This is a genomic window from Euzebya rosea (assembly GCF_003073135.1).
Classification (GTDB): domain Bacteria; phylum Actinomycetota; class Nitriliruptoria; order Euzebyales; family Euzebyaceae; genus Euzebya; species Euzebya rosea.
This window is the reverse complement of record NZ_PGDQ01000007.1, coordinates 67,566-84,512: the sequence shown is the minus strand read 5'-3', so window position 1 is coordinate 84,512 and position 16,947 is coordinate 67,566. Positions and strand designations below refer to the sequence as shown.

The window sequence follows — 16,947 nt, the reverse complement described above, 5'->3', positions numbered from 1 at the left end:
GGATCAGGCCGGGCTGCCGCCCGACACGACCTGCCACGCCATCAGGCCGCCGACGGCGATCGCGATGCCAGCGAACCCCTGGCGCAACGCATCGTCCGGTGCACGGTCTGCCAAGCGTGCGCCGACGGCGGCGCCCGCGAGGCCACCGAGGCCGAACAGCAACCCCAACGACCACTGGACGGTGTCGCCCGTCGCACGCCCGGCGAGGCCGGCCAACGCGCTGATCAGCACGACGAGCTGGGAGGTGCCGACCGCCATGGACATGCGCATGTCCCTGGTGAGGAGGAGGGCAGGCACGATCAGGAAGCCCCCGCCCACGCCGAGCAGCCCCGTCAGGACTCCGATCCCGCCACCGGCCGCGGCGGTGGCCACGACGCCCCCTCGCGCGTCACGCTCCGCTGACAGGGCGGGGTCCTCGTCGGCCGTCGAGGGCCGGGTGAGCAGCCACACGGCGGTCCCGACGAGCAGCACGACGAACGCCCCGGTGAGCAGTCGTTCGGGCAGGCCGCTGGCCGCCCAGCCTGCAGCGGCGGCCGTGCCCGCGGCCGCCGCGCCGAAGGCCAGTCCCTCCTTGCACGAGCACCGACCGGCCTTGCGGTGCACGACGAGCCCAGCCACGGCCATCAGGGCGACGGCGACCAGCGACGTGCCGGTGGCCTCGCGCGTCGACAGGCCGAGCAGGAAGATCAGCGCAGGGACCGTCAGCAACGACCCGCCGGCCCCGAGCAGGCCAAGTACCGCCCCGACCAGCGCACCGATCGGGACGGCGACGAGGTGATCCACTACTGGGTCAGCCCCTCGAGGGCGCGTTCGAGGCGCTCACGTGCGTCGCTGCCCACGTCGGACAGCGCGTCGCCGGCCATGCGCAGCATGGCCATGGGGTCGGCCGCGACGACGTCCGTGCCGCCGTCGGCGTTTCCACGGAGCAGGACGTTGCAGGGCAGCAGCGCGCCGATGTCCGGGTCGGCCTCGATGGCCTGCCGTGCGAGCGGTGGGTTGCATGCGCCGAGGATCCTGTAGGGACCGACGTCCTCGCCCAGCTTGTCCTTCAGGGCGGACTGGACGTCGATCTCGCTGAGGATGCCGAAGCCCTGCTCGGCCAGGGCCGCGCGGACCTTCTCCTCCGCGTCGGCCGGGGCGATGTCGAGGGTGACGGTGATGGTGTAGTCGCTCATTGCTGGCACTCCTGTGGTGGTGCGTGCGTTCGGTGTGTGTGCTCGAGCCCGGTGGTCGATCAGGCGTCGTCGGAGGTCGTCGGCAGGTCCGCCGCGTTCCATGCGCTCATGCCGCCGAGCAGGTTGGTGATGTTGTCGCGGCCGTGGTGCCGGAGCAGCGCTGAGGCGACCGTCGACCGGAAGCCGCTGCCGCAGACGACGAGGACGTCACGGTCGGCAGGCACCTCGTCGATGCGGGAGGGCAGCTCTGCGCCGGTGATGAACTGGGCACCGGGCGCATGCCCGTCCGCCCACTCACCGGGCTGGCGGACGTCGAGGACGTGGTACCGGTCGAGGTCGTCGGCGAGGTCCTGCACGGTCACGGTCGGCAGGCTGGCCATCGGGCGGCCCGCCGTCCGCCACGAGAACATGCCGCCGCGCAGGTGCCCGACAGGACGGTCGTAGCCGATCCGCAGGAGGTCCCACGTGATCTCCTCGAGCTGGTCGGTGTCGTCGACGACCACGAGCGTACGGGCCCCCTCGGGCAGGACGGTGCCGGCCCAGGTGGGGAACGAGGAGCCGTAGCCGACGTTGAGCGCACCGGGGATGTGTCCGCTCGCGTAGGCCTCCGGCTGGCGCGTGTCGAGGACGATGACGTCGCCGTCGAGGTCCACGTCGTCGACGTTGACCGGCGGCGGCAGGTCCACGGTCCCGACCGGCTCCACGCCCTCGGCGTTGCGTCCACGCATCCGCGGCCAGTACGGCGGCACGGCCGGCAGGTTGTCCAGCCGCAGGCAGTGCTCGACGAACTGGTCCTTGTCCGACACCTCGCGCAGGATCGCGTTGGTCCGGCGCTCGTAGCCGACCGTGGTCACGAGACGTGAGCCGATGTCACCGCCGCAGAGCGACCCGGCGACGTGGGTCGGGTACACGAGAACGTGGTCGGGGAGGGTCAGCAGCTTCTTCTGGATCGTGTGGCAGAAGGACTCGGCCGACGCCTTGGTCTGCTCCTCGGTGCCGAGCAGGTCGGGCCTGGCCAGGTCACCGACCAGCAGGGCTCCACCCGACAGCAGCATCGCCGGCTCGTCGTCGTCGAGCTGGCCGTCGGTCAGGAGGAAGCTGATGTGCTCGGGGGTGTGGCCCGGCGTGTGCAGCACGGTGATGCCGACCTCGCCCATCTCGAGCTGATGGCCGTCCTTGACGGGTTCGTGGTCGTAGCCCAGGTGGTCGGTGTGGCCCGACCCGAGGGCCGTCGCGCCGGAGCGCTCGACCAGCTCGTGCAGGCCCGAGAGGTAGTCGTTGTGCTGGTGGGTGTCGACGACGTAGCGGATGCGGTAGCCCTCCCGGGCCGCCAGGTCCAGGTACGCCGACACGTCGCGCCGGGGGTCGACGACGATGGCGTCGCCCGTCTGCTCCGAGGCGATCAGGTAGGACGCGTGCCCAAGGGACTCGTGGTGTAGCTGTTCCAGCTGCATGTCCTGCTCCGTTCCTTCTTCGAGGTCCGACTGCGTTGGGTGCCAACATACCCCCCGGGGTATATACTGCAAGCCCATGAACACCGATCGGATACCCACCGACGCACGGGACGACGCCATCAAGCGCCTCCGTCGCGCCGCCGGCCAGCTCCAGGCCGTGGCCCGGATGCTCGAGGACGGCGCCGACTGCGTGGCCGTCCTGCGCCAGCTGGCAGCCGGAAAGGCTGCGGCGGAGCGTGCAGGCGTGAAGCTGCTGGCGGCCGGGCTCGCAGAGTGCCTGACCGAGGCTCGCGAGGACGACCTGTCCACCGAGGAGTTCGAGAAGCTGTTCATGACCCTGGCCTGACCGTTCGGTCGGCCACACCCAACCAATCCATCGATGACCGGGAGGTCTCATCCATGTGCGCACCCGCACGATGCTCGAACTGCTCGAAGACGACCTGGAGTGGCTGCGGCCAGCACGTCGATCAGGTCATGCGCGGGGTCCCCAAGGACAACCGCTGCACCTGCACATCCGAAGAACGCGCGCAGGCGCGCCGGTCGGGTTCCCTGATGTCACGGCTGTTCGGCGGGCGATAGGCACGTCGCTACCCTGTCGGTCGAGGGCCGGTCACCGCGGCCCTCCCGACGAGGGGCGCCCGTACCGGCCAGCACGACGGGCGCAGGGAGATCGTCATGCCATGGTTCGTGTTGGTCGTCGCGGGGTTGTTCGAGGTGGTCTGGGCCAGCCTGCTGGAGGAGACCAAGGGGTTCACGCGCGTCGTGCCGACCGTCGGATTCGTGCTGTCCCTGGCGATCAGCATGTACCTGCTGAGCGTCGCCACCCGGACGATCCCGGTCGGAACCGGCTACGCGGTCTGGGTGGGCATCGGCGCCGTGGGGGCCTTCGTGGTCGGCGTCGTGTTCAGGGACCAGGCCACCAACGGACCGCAGGTCGCGGCCGTCCTTGCGCTCGTCGCCTCGATCATCGCGGTCAAGCTCACGGCCGCCGGCTGACACGTCTCACCTGACGTCACCTGACGAAACACCTACGGAACGGGAACTCCCCGGGTCGGTGTGCTTGACTCCCCGGCGTCATGAACTCACCCCGCGTACTCACCGCCGTCCTTGCCGTCCTCTGCCTGCCGTTGCTGGTCGGGCTTCCCGCCACGGCCCAGCCGGGCCCGATCGACTTCGACCTCCGCCAGTGGGAGCCCCTCGGACCCGATGGCGACTGGGAGGTCTCCGCCGATGGGCTGGAGGTCGTCCAGCGGACCAACGCCGACCCGTTCTTCTTCGTCTCCCCTGACAGCGTCATCGACGCCACCATCAGCGGGACGTTCGAGGTGGAGACGACCAGCGACGACGACTACGTGGGCTTCGTCCTGGGCTACACCGGCCCGACCCTCGCCGACGAGCACGACTACGACTTCCTGGTGCTGAGCTGGAAGCAGGCCGACCAGTCCGGCTTCGGCGGCTGCACCGCACGGGCGGGGTTCACCCTCGCCCGAGTCGACGGGCGCCTCCTGGAGCAGCCCGACGAACGCGGCGACGGCAGCGACTTCGTGCTCGACACCTTCTGGTGCCAGGAGCAGGTCAACGACGATCCGCGCTACGAGGTCCTGGCCACCGCATGGGACCCCGACGGTGGCTGGGAGGACAACACCGAGTACGCCTTCGAGCTGACCTACACCTCCACCCGGTTCGAGCTGCGGCTGGACGACCAGCTGGTGATGGCCGTCGACGGCACGTTCCCCGCCGGCAGGTTCGGGTTCTACAACTACTCCCAGCCGAACGCCCGCTACTCCGGGTTCGCCCAGCAGGACACCCCGCCGAGTCCGACGCCGACGCCGACGCCGACCCCCAGCCCCGGTGAACCGGGCACCAGCCGGCTGCCGGGGAGCAGCGCCGGTGACGCCGAGGACGTCGCCAACCAGGTGTGTGAGTTCCTCGTCCCCGACGGGACCGGGACCCAGGTGGCGATCGCCCGCAACGACGACTTCGCCGACGCCCTCGCCGGGTCACAGCTGCCGTTCGTGCAGTGCATCCTCTTCACCGACGGCGGTCCCGACGCCGACCTCGACCCCCGGACCAGGGCGGCCGTCGACCGGGCGCTCGGTGGCGACGGGGTCGTCTACCTGCTCGGAGGGACCAACGCGGTGTCGGTGGCCGTCCAGGACGAGCTGGACACGGCGGGCTACGAGACCCGGCGCCTGTTCGGACCCACTCGCTTCGAGACCGCGGAAGCCGTCGCCCAGGAAACGATCTTCGACCTGATCCAGGAGGGCCTGCCGCCGCGTGACGTCGTGGTCGGGTACGGCCTGAACTGGCCGGATGCCATCACCGCCGGGGCATGGGTCCACGCCCGTGCGGGCGCCCTCCTCGTCCTCACCGACACCGGCACGCTGCATCCCGCAGCTGCCCGCATCATCGACCAGGCGGCTCCCGACCGCACCGTCCTCGTCGGCGGGGAGGGTGTTGTCGGCCCGGCCGTCGAAGCGGTCGTCCCCAACCCCCAGCGGGTCGCGGGGATCAACCGGATGGACACCGCCGTGGCCATCGCCGAGGACCTGTGGCCCGACATCCCGGCATCCGGCGAGGACTTCGTCTTCGTCAACCTCGACCGGGCCGACGCCTGGACCCTCGCCCTCGCCGCAGCCCCGCTCGCCGCAGCCATCGACGGCCCGCAGCTCGGGGTGCGGACCAGCAGCCTGCCGGCGGAGACCGAGCAGTACCTCATCGACTCGGGCCTCACCACGCCGCCCAGCCGGGTGGTCCTCGGCGACCTGTCGTTCATCGACAACGACGTCGTGTCGTCCATCGAGGTGATCACGGGCGGCTGACCGCCCCCGGGCGGCCGGCTCGGAGCGGTGTCGCAGGGGAACCGTAGGATCGCTCGTCGATGGTCGACGAGCGATGGGGACCCCAACGGGTGCGGGACTACGCACCCGATGCCAGCTCCTTCGCGGCCGCGAAGAAGCTGGCTCGGTCGGCTGCGTGGTCGGGCCTCGGACGGCTCGACCAGCTGCTCTGGGGCCGATGCCAGGGCTCGGGCGCGACGCCGTACCGGGTGAGCGTCGACCTGTCGGGGCCTTCCGTGACGTGCACGTGCCCGTCACGGAAGCAGCCGTGCAAGCACGGGCTGTCGTTGTTGCTGGTCTGGCTGGCCGACGTCGACGGGTTCGGCAGCACCACCGACGCCCCCGAGGACGTGCTGGCCGCCGCCCGGCAACGGGCGTCCCGGGCGGTCACCGAGGACCGACGGGCACCCGTCGACCCCGAGGCCCGGGCCCGGCGCGTCGCCAAGCGGCTGGCCCTCATGGACGGCGGCATGGTGGAGCTGCGCCAGTGGTTGGATGACGTCATCGTCGACGGGCTGGCCGCCACCCGGTCCAGGCCCCACGCCTGGTGGGACCTCGTCGGTGCCCGCCTCGTCGATGCCCAGCTACCGGGCCTTGCCGACCGTGTGCGGGCGTTGCCGACGACGATCGCCGGACGGGACGACTGGGCGTCGGTCCTCCTCTCCGAGCTGGGGCGGCTCCACCTCACCGTGGCCGCATGGGAACGGCGGGGCGATCTGCCGCAGGCCGACGCTGCGGACCTCCGCACGTTCCTCGGGTGGGCACGACCGACCGCCGAGGTGCTCGACGGCGAGCGCCTGGCGGGGGAGTGGACGGTCCTCGGCATCGGCACCTCCGACACCGGCCGGGTGGTGGAGCAGCGCACGTGGCTGCACCATCCCGTCGAGGGCCACGTCATCCTCCTCGACTTCGCGGGCGGTACCGCCACCCCGCCCACACCGCAGCTGCTCGGCAGCATCCTCGAGGTCGAGATGGCGATGTACCCCGGACGGCCACCCCGGCGGGTCCGGTTCGCCGACGACCCGGTGACGGTCGGCGAAGCCGACGAGCTGCCGGTGTCGGAGGAGGGCTGGGCTGCCGCACTTCGGTCCGTCGCGGACCTGGCCGCCGATGCGCCGTGGCAGGACCGGTTCCCGTGCACGGTCGCGGGTGTCCGGCTGGTGGACGCCGACGCCGACAGCCCACGCGTCGTCGACCGGGCCGGCGGTGCGCTGCCCGCGGTCGGGCTGGACCCGTGGGCCACGCTCGCCATCACCGGCGGGCGCCCCGCGACCATGTTCGGCGAGGTGCTCCACGACGCCTTCCGACCGCTGACCGTCGCCATCGACGGACGGCTGCTCGCCGTCCCGGTCCTGCAGGACACCGCTCGCTGGCAGGACCGAACGGCATGACCGAGGACTGGCGGTGGAACGACCTGGTGGCCCATGCCACGCTCGGCACCGGTCGTCGTGGGGACCTGCCCCGGCGGACGCTCGTCGGCCTCGACCTGCCCGTCGACGGCACGGTCGAGGATCGGCTCCTGCGGACCGCAGCGGCCGCGTGGGCCGCCCGCCGGACGAGCCTGCGGCCGCAGCCGGTCGGATCCGTCGACCCGCGGTGGGCGGCCCCGACCGAGGAGTCCCTCACCGTGGCCCCCGGCCCGGCGCTCGAGCTGCTCGACGCGATCCTGTCCGGCCTGGTGGCCGGTCCCGACCGGGGGGCACTGCTGACCCGCTGGTTGGCGGAGGCGGCGAGCGCCGGCTGGCGCATCGCCAGCCACCACCTCACCGACGTGCTCGACGAGGTACCGCGCCCGGTTCCCGCCGAGGCGGTCGCCGCCGTCGGCCGGCAGGGCCGCTGGTTGGCGTCGCTGGGCCGGAGCCGCTGGGCCGACGCCCTGATCGATGTCGCCACCGCGGAGGAGCAGCTGGCGATCGGAGGACGCCAGCGCCGCGTGGCGGCCACCCGCCTCTGGTCGGCCGCCCCCGACCGCGGCCACGCGATCGTGTCGCAGCGATGGGGCCACTGGCCAGCGGCCGTGCGCACCGACGTGCTCGAGGCCGTCGATCACCTTGTCGGCCCCGACGACGAGGCGTGGCTCGAGGCGGCCCTCGGTGACGAGACGCCGCGGGTTCGCCACGCCGCCGCACGGGCCCTCGCCACCCTGCCCGGCAGCCGCCGAGCCGACCGCATGGCCGACCGCCTCCCCGGCATGCTGCGGGTCGAGCGGCGTCGGCTGCGGACCGACACGGTGGCCATCGTCGACGTCAGGCCGACGGCCGCCGACCTCACCGATGCGACGGCAGCACCCCCTCCTGTCGGGCTGACGGCCTGGTGGCATGCCCAGGTGCTGTCGGCCGCGCCCCGTCGGGCGTGGGAAGGCGTCGTCGGATCACTCGACGGGGCCGTCGCGGTCCTCGGTGACCACCCGCTGCTGCTGCTCGCGGCGGCTCGCGCGGCCGCCGACCAGCGGGACGACACCTTCGCCGATCGCCTCCGCCCGTTGCTGCTCGCGACCCACGAGGCGCCCCTGCCCCCCGGATCGGTCCTGCCGCCCGGCGGCGATCGGTGGATGGAGGGGCTACGGGACCTCCTCGCGCTCGTCGCCGGGCCGTGGCCGGCGGCGCTGACCGACGAGGTCGTCAGCTGGTGTGCGACCCACCCCCGACCGGGGACGGCGCTGGGGACCATGGCCACCCTGCTGGTCACGCGCGCCGGCCCCACGCTGGACGACCGCCTCGCCACGGCCAGGCCCTCCGGCCCCCACGCCCGGATGGTGGCGTCCGCCATCGACCGCATCCGGCTCAGCCGTTCGTTGCACCGGGCCATCGACACGATGACGTCGGACCGAACGGCGACCGCGGAACCCCACGCAACCACTCCAGACACGATCCCGACCGGAGACGCCAGATGACCGACCGCCCCACGCAGCCACCGACGGCCCAGCGTGCGCACGCCGAGGACGCCTTCGCCGACGAGCTGGCCGCCATCGCGGCAGCAGACGACCGGCCTCGTCCGCCGTCGTGGCAGCTGTCCCCGTGGGCCGTCGCCCTCTACCTGCTCGGCGGCACCCTGCCCGACGGCACCGCCATCGAACCCAAGTACATCGGCCGGCGGCGCCTGGTCGAGGTGGCCATCGCCACCCTCGCGACCGATCGCGCCCTGCTGCTCCTCGGCGTGCCCGGCACGGCCAAGACGTGGGTGTCGGAGCACCTGGCGGCGGCCATCTCGGGCCGGTCGACGCGGATCGTGCAGGGCACCGCCGGCACGCCGGAGGACGCGATCCGCTACGGCTGGAACTACGCCTCGTTGCTGGCCAAGGGACCGTCGGCGGAGGCGATGGTCCCCTCGCCGGTCATGCGGGCCATGCAGGAGGGATCCGTCTGCCGCATCGAGGAGCTCACGCGCATCCCGGCCGACGTGCAGGACGCCCTCATCACCATCCTGTCGGAGAAGTCGATGCCCATCCCCGAGCTCGACACCGAGGTCCAGGCGGCCCCCGGATTCAACGTCATCGCCACCGCGAACGACCGGGACAAGGGCGTCAACGACCTGTCCTCCGCGCTCCGTCGCCGGTTCAACACCGTCGTCCTTCCGCTTCCCGACACCGTGGAGGCGGAGGTCGACATCGTGCGAGCCCGTGTCACCTCCCTCGGTGCGTCACTGGCCCTCCCGGCCGACCTCGACGCCCTTTCGCAGATCCAGCGGGTCGTGACGATCTTCAAGGAGCTGCGGGAGGGACGGACCGTCGATGGTCGCGCGACGGTCAAGACTCCCTCCTCGACCCTGTCGACCGCAGAGGCGATCAGCGTCATGACCAACGGGCTGTCCCTCGCGGCCCACTTCGGTGACGGCCGGGTCTCGGCAGCTGACATCGCCGGCGGGATCCGCGGGGCCGTCGTCAAGGACCCTGTCCAGGACGCGATCGTGTGGACGGAGTACCTCGACACCGTGGTCCGGGACCGGGACGGCTGGGACGACCTGTACGCCGCGTGCCGGGAGCTGGGCTAGGTGCCGACCGACGACGTCGTCGTCTGCGGCGTCCGCCACCACGGGCCCGGTTCGGCACGGTCGGTCCTGACCGTGCTGGAGCAGGTCGCACCCGCGCACGTCGTCATCGAGGGCCCACCGGAGCTCGACGGCATCGTCGGGTGGGCGGGGGACGCGGACCTGGTCCCGCCGGTCGCGGCCCTGGTCTACCGGCCGGACCTGCCGTCGCGGTCGTCGTTCTACCCGATGGCCACGTTCAGCCCGGAGTGGAACGCGCTGCGCTGGGCGGTCCGCAACGACGTGGCCGTCTCCTTCGCCGACCTGCCGGCAACCCACGAGCTGGCCGACAGCTACGACCGCGACGACGAGCCCGAGACGTGGATCGACCCCATCGGACAGCTCGCCGCTGCCGCCGGGTACACCGACGCCGAGCGCTGGTGGGAGGACGCCGTGGAACACCGCCACACCGCGGCGGAGGGGTTCGCCGCCATCACCGAGGCCATCGCCGCCATGCGTGCCGGCCACACCGACGACCCGCACCTGCGACGCCGCGAGGCCGCCATGCGCCGGGTGCTGCGCCAGGTCATGGCGTCCGGGGAGGGGCCGGTCGTCGTGGTCTGCGGGGCCTACCACGCGCCGGCGCTGACCCCCGACCGGTTCCCGACCAGGACCGCCGACACCACGACGCTCAAGGGGCTCCGTCGGCAGAAGGTCGCCGTGACGTGGGTGCCGTGGACGTCGGGACGGCTGGCCGCGGGATCGGGGTACGGCGCAGGGGTCACCTCACCGGGCTGGTACGCGCACTGCTACGCCACCGACGACGACCAGCGGGTCGAACGCTGGATGGTCAAGGTCGCGCGTGCGCTGCGGGACGCCGATCTTCCGGCCCCCACCGCCTCGGCGATCGAAGCGGCGCGCCTGGCCAACAGCCTCGCGTCCCTGCGAGGCCGTCCCCACGCCGGTCTCGTGGAGTGCACCGACGCGGCGCTGGCCGTGCTCTGCGGTGGACGGTCCGAACCGCTGCAGGTGATCCACGACGAGGTCGTGGTCGGCCACGAGATGGGGAGCGTGCCCGACGGGGTCCCCCAGGTCCCGCTCGCCAGGGACCTGGACGCCGCGGCCCGGTCGGCCCGCCTGCGACGGACCGCGGAGGCGAAGACGATCGTCTGTGACCTGCGCACACCAGCTGGTGCCGCCAAGTCCATCCTGCTGCACCGCCTCCTGCTGCTCGGCATCCGCTGGGGTCGGCACGCTGACGCCGGCGGCACGACGGGAACCTTCAAGGAGGGCTGGACGCTGCAGTGGACGCCCGAGCTCGCCGTGGCCGTCATCGCCGCGTCGGTCCACGGCGGCACCGTCGAGCAGGCCGCGACCGTCCGGGCCGTCGAACGGGCACGGAACGCCGAGCACCTCGTCGACGTCGTCGACCTGCTGCACGAATGCCTGCCCGCGGACCTGCCCGAGGCGACTGGTGCCCTGGTGGAGGAGGTCGACCGCCGGGCGGCCACGACCCACGACACGTTGCACCTCATGCGCGCCACCGAACCCCTCGCCAGGGTGTGCCGCTACGGCGACGTGCGCCAGCTCGACACCAGCCGGCTGCGTGACGTGCTCGACAGCTTGGTCCGGCGGATCTGCGCCGGCCTCTCCACCGCCGTGGTCGGGCTCGACGACGACGCGGCCCTGCAGGCCCGCAGGGGCATCGACGCGGTGATCGCCGCCGTCAGGATGCTCGACCATCCCGCGCTGACCGGCATGTGGGTCGAGGCGGTCGCCAAGCTGGTGGACCGGCGCCGGGTCCACGACGGCATCGTCGGGCGCACGGTCCGCTACCTGCTGGACGGCGGGCACCTCCCGGCCGAGGACGTGGCCGCGCGGGTCTCGCGTGCCCTGTCGCCGGCCCGCCCCGCTCGCGACGCGGCCTCGTGGGTCGACGGGTTCCTCGACGGCGACGCCGCGCTCCTGCTGCTGGATCCGACCCTGCTGGGCATGCTCGACGGATGGATCAGCTCCGTCGACGTCGAGGTCTTCGACGACCTGCTGCCGTTGCTGCGCCGCACGTTCTCGCGGTACACGCCGACCGAACGCAACCACATCGGCCAGCGCGTCCGACACGGCACGACCCGTGTGGCGGAGGAACGACCGCTCGACCCCGACGTGGCACCGCGGGCGATCCGCCGAGTGCTCGAGCTCTACGGGGCCGCCACGTGACCCCCGACCACACGCCCGACCAGCCCACGCCCGACCAGCCCACGCACGACCGGGACACAGGCGACCCGGCTGCCCAGGACCGGTTGCGGCGCTGGCGGCTGGTGCTGGGGTCCGACGACGGCGCCGACGGTACCGGGGTCGACCTGGCCGGCCCCGACATCCAGCGCGACAGCGCGCTGGAGGCCCTGTACGGCAGCAACACCCGACGGCAGGGCGGCCTCGGTGGGTCCTCACCGCGGGTCGCCAGGTGGCTCGGGGACATCCGGACCTTCTTCCCCTCCACCGTGGTGCAGGTCATGCAGCGCGACGCCATGACACGGCTGGGACTCGCCGATCTGCTGGTCGAGCCGGAGATGATCGACGCCGTCCAGCCCGACCTGGACATGGTCACCACCCTGATGGGGCTGTCCGGCGCCATCCCCGACCGGTCCAAGCAGGCTGCCCGCCTGCTCGTGCGGGCGGTCACCGACGACCTGGTGGCCCGGCTGGAGTCCACCACCCGACAGGCCGTGAGCGGGGCGATCAGCCGGTCGACCCGTACCCGCCGGCCCCGGCACGGCGACATCGACTGGCCGGCGACGATCGCCGCGAACCTGGCCCACTACCAGCCCGAGTACCGCACCGTCATCCCGCATCGGCTGGTCGGCCACGCACGCCGGCGCAGCCACATCGACCGACGCATCGTGCTGTGCCTCGACCAGTCCGGCTCGATGGCCGACAGCATCGTCTACGCCTCGGTGTTCGGTGCCATCCTCGCGTCGCTGCCGGCGGTCGACGTCCGCCTGGTGGTGTTCGACACGACGGTGGTCGACCTGACCGATCGCGTCGAGGACCCCGTCGACGTGCTGTTCGGCGTCCAGCTGGGCGGTGGCACCGACATCAACGCCGCCCTCGCCTACTGCCAGCAGCTGATCGACCAACCCAGCGACACCGTGTTCGTGCTGGTGTCGGACCTCCACGAGGGCGGGGTCCGCACCGAGATGCTGCGCCGCTTCGGACAGCTGGTCACCTCCGGGGTGACCGCCATCGCCCTGCTGGCGCTGTCCGACATCGGCACGCCCTCGTGGGATGCCGACAACGCCGCGGCGCTGGCCGAGCTGGGGGTGCCGGCGTTCGCCTGCACCCCCGAGTTGTTCGCCGACATGATGGCCGCCGCGATCAACCGCGACGACGTCGGCCGCTGGGCCGGCGACAACGACATCGCCGTGGCCCAGCCGACCGACTGAGGATCCCTACGGGGTGGTCGTCACCTCGTAGTAGGGCAGGCGGATGTTCGACCCGCCCTTGCCGTTGAAGAACCCGGTCGACGCGGCGCTGATGGCCCCGAAGGTGACCTCGGTCCCGATGCCGTCGATGACCTTCTTGTCCAGGGCCGGATCGATGGTGAAGGAGAAGGTGTAGGTGCCGTCGGTGTCGAGCGGCTTGTTGACGGTCCCGCTGCCGATGACGGTCCGCTGGAAGGAGGGAGTCCCCTCGACATGGGCGGACACGGTGAGGGTCACCGAGGAGTCCGCTGCGACGACCGGGCCGAGGAACCCGGTGTACTGGATGGTGGCGGTCAGCGGGGTCCCGTCGGCGCGCAGGACGTAGGTGGCCGGAACGCTGGAGTCGGCCGGGAAGGACAGGGTGTTGCCACCGTTGACGTAGCCCAAGGGGGTGAAGTCGAGGCTGCTGCCGACGTTGTTGTTCCCGACGTTGCGGCCCAGCCAGTAGCTGGTGGTGTCGCAGGTGGTGCCGTCGGACCCCTGGACACATCCGACGTTCATGTTCAGCGTGTGGGTCTTCTTGGTGTAGGTGACGTTCTGGGCCGACGCGAGCGCGGGGGTCAGGACGGCGAGGGCCACTGCGACCACGAGGGTGAGCAGCCGGACGGGGAGGGACGAGCGAGCAGTGAAGGTGGTCATGGCAGGCCTGTTCGCCACGGGTCCCCCCAACTCCTGCTCGACGCGCGCCGCTTCGTTCAGCCCTCGGCGAGGACGATCACGCGATCACCCCGACCGAGCCGCACTTCGGTGGACCGGCCCGGGTTGACCACCACCCCGTGGGCACGTGCCGGGTCGTCGCCGAGGTCGACCAACCGGTACCCGATGGCTGTCTCGCCCCGGGCAGCAGCGGCCGCCACAACGGTGCTGAACGGCGTCGCGACATCCGGCTGGACGTAGTGGTGCGCGGGCCGCAGGTAGATCTCGGACCCCTCGGGGTCGAACAGCTGGGTGAAGACCGTCTCGAGGGCCGGGGTCTCGGAGACCTGGCTCATCAGGAGGCTGATCAACCGCTCGGACACGATGAAGTCATCGGCCGACGTCGTGCGCAGCAGCTCACGGTTGCGGCTGTCGAGGACCTCGGTCACGACCGCGAAATGACAGTCGTGTCGGGCCGCGAGATCGCGCAGGTGAAGCAGGGTGATCATCGTGTCGGTGTCCGCCTCGTCCCGCCCGGCCGCATGGGCATCGGCAAGGATGATGACGTGGTCGATCGCGCCCAGGGCCATCTCCTCGAGGACCGTCCGCCGGGTGATGTCAGCCGTCCGAGTCGTGAGGGTCATCGTGCGCAGCTCGGCACCGAGCTCCTCGAGGGCGGGCTGCACGTCCGGATGGCTGGTCACCACCTCGACCGTCGAATTGTCGGGTACGTAGGCGTCGAGGTTGCGCAGGAGCACCGTCCCCCGGTCGTTCCAGCCGAGGACGAGGGTGCGTTCCGGAGGCATCGACGTCGCGGTCGGTGACTGGATGTGGACCTCGATCGGCGAGGCGACCGGCGCGTCGGGCAGCACGACGCGGTCGTCGTCTGCCGCGATGGCGATCACGACGTCGTCGGCTCCGAGTACGAGGTCGGCAGGGGGGTTGAGGGCGATGGTTCCGTCGACGTGGCGGAGCCCGATGGGGCTGCACGTCTCGAAGGACAGCAGCACCTCGCGCCAGGTGCGCCCGGCCAGCGCGGGGACGGCGGAGAAGTAGATCTCGTCGCCGTCGAAGTCCAGCAGCTCGTGGATGACCACCGACAGGCCCGACTGGCGACAGGTCTGTGCGGTGATCCGCGCGATCAGGTCACCGACGCCCAGGAGCCGCACGTCGTCCCCGCCGATGATCCGCGCAACCTCGCGGTTGGCGGGGTCCTCGATGGTGGCGACGATGTGGTTGCTCCCGGGCGGACGCACCGACGGATCGCTGAGCGCAAGCAGCCCGCGGAGCACGAAGCGGTCGCGATGGTCCTCTTCCGGAGCGACCAGCACCACCGATCGGGCGGTGGCAGGGCTGACGATCGCGAGGTCCGTGATCGACATCGGGTTGCCCGACCGGCAGATGACCCGGGTGTCGCCGAGCAGATCGCCCAGCTGCTCGCGGATCTCGTCCTCCATCTCCACCTTGTCGCGCTCCGCCATGACCACGACCCTCGGCCTGGCGACGTTGGCGTTGGCCACCGCGAGCTCCGACAGGATGACCAGCACCTTCGGCGACCACCCCAGGATCAGGGAGTGGCCGTCCTCCACGACGACCGACCGGCCCTTGCGCAGCTGCTCGAGCCGGCCCTCGATGCCGGTGGTCAGCACGCCGATCAGGGTCGACAGGATGAACAGCCCGCCGATGGTGACGAGCAACATCACCGCACGGAACGCCCAGCCCACGTCCGCCCCGACCGCACCCGCATCGAGGGCACGCATCAGGGATTGCCACACGGCCTCTGCCGCGCCGATCGACTCCGCGTCCTCGGGGTGCAGCCCGAGGAGGACGAGGATGGTCGCGCCCAGCACGACCACGGTCACCGAGAGGACGCCCAGCCAGCCGATCAGGGCCACCGATCCTCGGGACAGCGAGCGGTCGAAGGCGTAGGCCGAGCGGGTTCGTAGCGACCGATGGGGCCGAGCGGGGGGAGCGGTCCTCACCGGGGGCGACGACGGGGGGAAGCGGCGGGCACGCACGACACGGGCGGACATGGCTCTCTCTTCTTCACCTGGGCCCGTCATCGGGCCGAAGGCTGGAAGCTACTCCTCCGTGGCCTCGTCGTCACAGAGCGCATCCGGTCCCGCTAGCCTCGGGCCGGTGACCACCGCCGCCCCTCGTGTCCGGGCGTTGCCCAGCACGGCGCGAGGACTCGCCTTCGTCCTGTTCGCCGTCGCGTTCGGGACCAACGTGTCCACGCCGCTCCTGCTGCTGTACCGCGAACGGCTGGACCTGTCCGCCACCTCGGTCACCATCATCTTCGCCGTCTACGCCGCCGGACTGCTGCCCGCCCTCTTCCTGGCAGGGCCCGCGTCGGATCGGCTCGGACGGCGACCGGTGGTCGTGCCGTTCGTCGTCGTGTCCGTGCTCGCATCGGCCATGTTCCTCGGGGCCTCGGCAGGGCTGTGGGTGCTCCTGCTGGCACGGCTGGCCCAGGGCATGGTCTCGGGGGCCGTGTTCAGCGTCGGCAGCGCATGGATGGGCGAGCTGGTCCCCGACCAGGGGGCGGCGAGCAGGGCGGCCGCGACGGCGCTCAGCCTCGGCTTCGGGCTTGGCCCCCTGACTGCGGGGGCCCTGGCGCAGTGGGCGCCGGCCCCCGCGATCACCCCGTTCGTGGTGCACCTCGTCCTGATGGCGGCCGCGTTGGTCGTCATGCGTGGCGTCCCCGAGACGCTCCTCCACCCACGGGGCACCGGACCGTTGATCGACCTCGGCGTCCCACCGGCAGCCCGTCAGCCGTTCCTCCGGTTCGTCGTCCCCGCAGCCCTGTGCGTCTTCACCTTCCCGTCGGTGGCAGCGGTCACGCTGCCGCTCCGGCTGCAGGCGGCCATGCCCGGGATCGCCCTGGCCGTCACCGGGGCTGCGGCCGGTCTGGCCCTGACCACCGGGGCGTTCGTCCAGCGGCTGGAGAAGCGGCTGGGGCCGGCGCGTGCCGCCCCCGTTGGCGCAGCGGCGGGTGCCCTCGGGTTGTCGCTCGGCCTGGTTGCCGCCGCCGTCGACGCCGCCTGGGTCCTGCTGCCCGCCGCCACGTCGCTGGGGGTCGGGTACGGGCTGACCCTGGCCGCCGGGTTGACCGCCACACAACGGCTGGCCGACCCGGCCGCCCGCGGCGCGCTCGTGTCGACCTTCTACGCCGTGGCCTATCTCGGCTTCGGTGCCCCGGTCGTGATCAGCCTGGTGGGGGAGGGGACCAGCTTCGACAACGGCCTCAAGGGGCTGCTCGCCTGCACGGTGGCGATCACGATCCTGCTGTCGCTGCGGCTGGACCGCGCCACGGTCGACCGTCCCCGGCCGGCCGTGACGCCCACGAGCTGATCCCGGATCTGTTGGAACGGCGCCGGGAACCTACGATCGGCGA

Annotated in this window: 14 protein-coding genes; 9 read left to right on the top strand and 5 right to left on the bottom strand. The window is 72.0% G+C overall.

The window, feature by feature from the left end; translation table 11 throughout:
* Positions 1 to 3: 3 nt before the first annotated feature.
* The 3 genes from CUC05_RS11370 to CUC05_RS11360 are packed head-to-tail and all read right to left on the bottom strand — an operon-like array spanning position 4 to position 2,629.
* Positions 4 to 783, bottom strand: a complete 780-nt coding sequence (locus tag CUC05_RS11370) for a sulfite exporter TauE/SafE family protein (protein ID WP_108666235.1) — start codon at positions 781 to 783, stop codon at positions 4 to 6.
* Positions 783 to 1,175: a DUF302 domain-containing protein gene (locus CUC05_RS11365; protein WP_108666234.1), complete on the bottom strand. Its 393-nt coding sequence runs from the start codon at positions 1,173 to 1,175 to the stop codon at positions 783 to 785. Before CUC05_RS11365 ends, CUC05_RS11370 begins: the two co-directional genes overlap by 1 nt.
* Positions 1,176 to 1,234: 59 nt before the next feature.
* Positions 1,235 to 2,629 carry an MBL fold metallo-hydrolase gene (locus tag CUC05_RS11360; RefSeq protein ID WP_108666233.1) on the bottom strand — a complete coding sequence of 465 codons (1,395 nt, stop codon included), beginning with the start codon at positions 2,627 to 2,629 and terminating at the stop codon, positions 1,235 to 1,237.
* 76 nt (positions 2,630 to 2,705) lie between these two features.
* Between CUC05_RS11360 and CUC05_RS11355 the strand changes: the two genes are divergently transcribed.
* From CUC05_RS11355 to CUC05_RS11315, 8 genes are all read left to right on the top strand, one after another.
* Positions 2,706 to 2,975, top strand: coding sequence for a metal-sensing transcriptional repressor (locus CUC05_RS11355; protein WP_108666232.1), 270 nt, complete (start codon positions 2,706 to 2,708; stop codon positions 2,973 to 2,975).
* A 329-nt stretch (positions 2,976 to 3,304) separates the two neighbouring features.
* Positions 3,305 to 3,625 carry a DMT family transporter gene (locus tag CUC05_RS11345; RefSeq protein ID WP_108666230.1) on the top strand — a complete coding sequence of 107 codons (321 nt, stop codon included), beginning with the start codon at positions 3,305 to 3,307 and terminating at the stop codon, positions 3,623 to 3,625.
* 80 nt (positions 3,626 to 3,705) lie between these two features.
* Complete coding sequence (locus tag CUC05_RS11340) at positions 3,706 to 5,451, top strand: cell wall-binding repeat-containing protein (RefSeq protein WP_108666229.1); 1,746 nt, start codon at positions 3,706 to 3,708, stop codon at positions 5,449 to 5,451.
* 59 nt (positions 5,452 to 5,510) lie between these two features.
* Positions 5,511 to 6,860 carry an SWIM zinc finger family protein gene (locus CUC05_RS11335; protein WP_108666228.1) on the top strand — a complete coding sequence of 450 codons (1,350 nt, stop codon included), beginning with the start codon at positions 5,511 to 5,513 and terminating at the stop codon, positions 6,858 to 6,860.
* A complete protein-coding gene (locus tag CUC05_RS11330) occupies positions 6,857 to 8,362 on the top strand; it encodes a DUF5691 domain-containing protein (protein ID WP_108666227.1) in 1,506 nt (501 codons plus the stop codon). Before CUC05_RS11335 ends, CUC05_RS11330 begins: the two co-directional genes overlap by 4 nt.
* The gene (locus CUC05_RS11325; RefSeq protein ID WP_108666226.1) at positions 8,359 to 9,459 is read left to right on the top strand and encodes an ATP-binding protein; all 1,101 of its coding nucleotides are present in this window, start codon (positions 8,359 to 8,361) and stop codon (positions 9,457 to 9,459) included. Before CUC05_RS11330 ends, CUC05_RS11325 begins: the two co-directional genes overlap by 4 nt.
* On the top strand, positions 9,460 to 11,649 hold the full coding sequence (locus CUC05_RS11320) for a DUF5682 family protein (protein WP_108666225.1): 2,190 nt from the start codon (positions 9,460 to 9,462) through the stop codon (positions 11,647 to 11,649).
* A complete protein-coding gene (locus tag CUC05_RS11315) occupies positions 11,646 to 12,875 on the top strand; it encodes a VWA domain-containing protein (protein ID WP_108666224.1) in 1,230 nt (409 codons plus the stop codon). The genes CUC05_RS11320 and CUC05_RS11315 overlap by 4 nt, the downstream gene beginning before the upstream one ends.
* Positions 12,876 to 12,881: 6 nt before the next feature.
* Here CUC05_RS11315 and CUC05_RS11310 read toward each other — a convergent pair whose 3' ends face one another.
* Positions 12,882 to 13,553, bottom strand: a complete 672-nt coding sequence (locus CUC05_RS11310) for a hypothetical protein (RefSeq protein ID WP_108666223.1) — start codon at positions 13,551 to 13,553, stop codon at positions 12,882 to 12,884.
* A 56-nt stretch (positions 13,554 to 13,609) separates the two neighbouring features.
* Positions 13,610 to 15,583 carry a CASTOR/POLLUX-related putative ion channel gene (locus CUC05_RS11305; RefSeq protein ID WP_170127990.1) on the bottom strand — a complete coding sequence of 658 codons (1,974 nt, stop codon included), beginning with the start codon at positions 15,581 to 15,583 and terminating at the stop codon, positions 13,610 to 13,612.
* Between the two features lie 106 nt (positions 15,584 to 15,689).
* Here CUC05_RS11305 and CUC05_RS11300 point away from each other — a divergent pair, with 106 nt between their 5' ends.
* Positions 15,690 to 16,904: an MFS transporter gene (locus CUC05_RS11300; RefSeq protein ID WP_205712275.1), complete on the top strand. Its 1,215-nt coding sequence runs from the start codon at positions 15,690 to 15,692 to the stop codon at positions 16,902 to 16,904.
* The last annotated feature ends 43 nt before the right edge of the window (positions 16,905 to 16,947 follow it).